2 protein-coding genes are annotated in these 2,343 nt (G+C 69.3%); one reads left to right on the top strand and one right to left on the bottom strand.

All coding sequences use genetic code 11. The features are described 5' to 3' along the window. Positions 1-58: 58 nt before the first annotated feature. Positions 59-1,135, bottom strand: coding sequence for a 3-hydroxyacyl-CoA dehydrogenase NAD-binding domain-containing protein (locus tag HUW53_RS21675; protein WP_237347820.1), 1,077 nt, complete (start codon positions 1,133-1,135; stop codon positions 59-61). 195 nt (positions 1,136-1,330) lie between these two features. On the opposite strand from HUW53_RS21675, the gene HUW53_RS21670 reads away from it, so the two are divergent. Further along, the gene (locus HUW53_RS21670; RefSeq protein WP_237347819.1) at positions 1,331-2,326 is read left to right on the top strand and encodes an Lnb N-terminal periplasmic domain-containing protein; all 996 of its coding nucleotides are present in this window, start codon (positions 1,331-1,333) and stop codon (positions 2,324-2,326) included. The last annotated feature ends 17 nt before the right edge of the window (positions 2,327-2,343 follow it).

The following is a 2,343-nucleotide window of genomic DNA, read 5'->3' as shown; positions in this document are numbered from 1 at the left end:
GCCGGTACCACGCGGGGGGTGTCTTGCGCAGGTGTCTTGCGCAGGTGTCTTGCGGGGCTCAGCGCTCCGCCGAGGGATCGCCCTCGATATCCTCCGCCGGTGTCTGGCGGGTGACGGACACCGGATCGCTGCCGGGGAAGGTCTCCTCCAGCGCTTCGTCGAGGCGGGCCTCCACCGCCGCCAGATCCGCCGCCGCCGCGCTGGCCGCGCGCAGGGTGATGATCTGCGTCAGCAGCTTGTCGCGCCATTGGGCCAGCTCGGTCATGGACCGGCCCTCGGCCTCGGCCTTCACGCCCTCCACCAGGGTCCGCTGCAATTCCGGCGTCATGTTGGGCGTGCCGAGATCGGCCCACCAGCTTTCCACCGCCGGCAGCAGGTGGTCCATGAAGTGGGCGAGCCCGCCCTGTCCGCCGCCCAGATTGAAGGTCATATGCGGCCCCATGAGCGCCCAGCGCAGGCCCGGCCCCTCGGTCACCGCCGCGTCGATGTCCGCCACCGAGGCGACGCCTTCCTGCACCAGATAGATGGCCTCGCGCCACAGGGCCGCCTGCAGGCGGTTGGCCACATGGCCGGTGACCTCCTTGCGGATCTCGATGGGGCGCTTGCCGATGGCCTTGTAGAAGGCCATGGCGGCGTCGATGGCGGCGCGGCTCGCGGTCTTGCCGCCCACCACTTCCACCAGTGGAATGAGGTGGGGCGGATTGAACGGGTGCCCGATGACGCAGCGATCGGGGAACCGGCAGCCGTCCGAAAAGCGCGACACCAGCAGCCCCGACGACGACGAGGCGATCACCACCTCTCGCGGCAGCACCGCATCGATAAGGGGCAGCAGCTTGCGCTTCACCTCGTAGCGCTCGGGCGCGTTCTCCTGAACGAAATCCACCCCCTCGACCGCTTTCACCGGATCGGGCTCGAACCGCCAGCCCCTGGGATCGCCCTGTGCCGTGCCAAGGGCCTGAAGCACCGGCCACGCGCCGTCGATGAGGTGCTGGGTGTGCCCCTCCGCGCCCGGCGCGGGATCACTCACCACCACATCGAGGCCATGCGCCAGGAAATGCGCCGCCCAGCTCGCGCCGATGGTGCCGGCGCCGACGACGGCGACGCGCCGAACCGGGGTATGGACAGCTTGTGACATGGCGACACTCCTTCACGCGATTGGACCGCCGGGCGCGGAACGCCCGAACCTGCGGTCTACGCCAGCTTCGCCTGCCCGTCGATGGCGGCCCACCGGGCGCCGCCGGTCCCCCGTGCATGCTGCCGATGCCGATGCTACCTCCTCCCCTCCGCGTGGTAGGAGGGCCGTTCGGCAGCGAGCCGGCGCAGGATTGGAATGAACGAAGCAATACCAGATCACCGCAGTGCAGCCCCGCCCAGGAGGCGATCGGCCGGCACCGTCGCCGCCGGCATCGCCATCGCCCTGGCCGCCGTGAGCCTCGGCGCCTGGACCGCCACCGCCCTGTGGTATCAGGCCGGCGCCTCCTGGCGCCTGCCGCTGATGGGGGCGAGCGGGATCATGGCGTTGGCGCTCGCCGTCGCGGCCATCGGGCGCCCCCTGCGCGGGCTTGCGGGCCTCGCCGTGGCGCTCGCGGCGGTGGGCCTGTGGTGGTCCGCCATCGCGCCATCGAACGACCGGAGCTGGGCCCCCGATGTCTCGCGCGGCGTCACCGCCGAAATCCGTGGGAGCGACGTGACACTCCGCGACGTGCGCGACTTCCAATGGCGTACGCCGGACGACTTCACGCCGCGCTGGCGGACGCTCTCCCTCAACCTCGACCAGCTCGACCGGGTGGATCTTTATTCCTCGGTCTGGGCCAGCCCGGCCATCGCGCACACTTTGGTGGGCTTTGGTTTCTCCGATGGGCAATATGTCGTGTTCTCGGCCGAGATCCGCCGAGAGCTGGGCGAACAGTTCTCGGAAATCGGCGGCTTCTTCAAGGAATTTGAGCTGGTGCTCATCGCCGCCACGCCGGACGACATCATTCATCTGCGCACCGACGCGCGCGGCGAGCATGTCACGCGCTATCCGTTGAAATTGTCGCCCGAGCAGATGCGCGCCGCCTTCCTGATCTTCGCGAACAAAGGCAACGCGCTGGCGCAGCGGCCGGAATTCTACCAGACGATCACCACCAACTGCACCACCGTGGTGTTTCGTCTTGCCCGCATCGTAGAGCCGAACATTCCGTTCGACTGGCGCATCCTCGCCTCGGGCTACCTGCCCGGCTATCTCTATGACCACCGCCTCATCGATACGACAGCGCCCCTCCCCGCCATCGAGCGCGCCGCCGTGGTGACGCCGGGCACGCGGCCCTGGATTCTGGCGAAGTGAGGCTCGGCGGCGGGCAC

This window comes from Xanthobacter agilis (assembly GCF_021730435.1).
GTDB classification, from domain to species: Bacteria; Pseudomonadota; Alphaproteobacteria; order Rhizobiales; family Xanthobacteraceae; genus Xanthobacter; species Xanthobacter agilis.
This window is presented reverse-complemented; position numbering and strand designations above follow the sequence as displayed.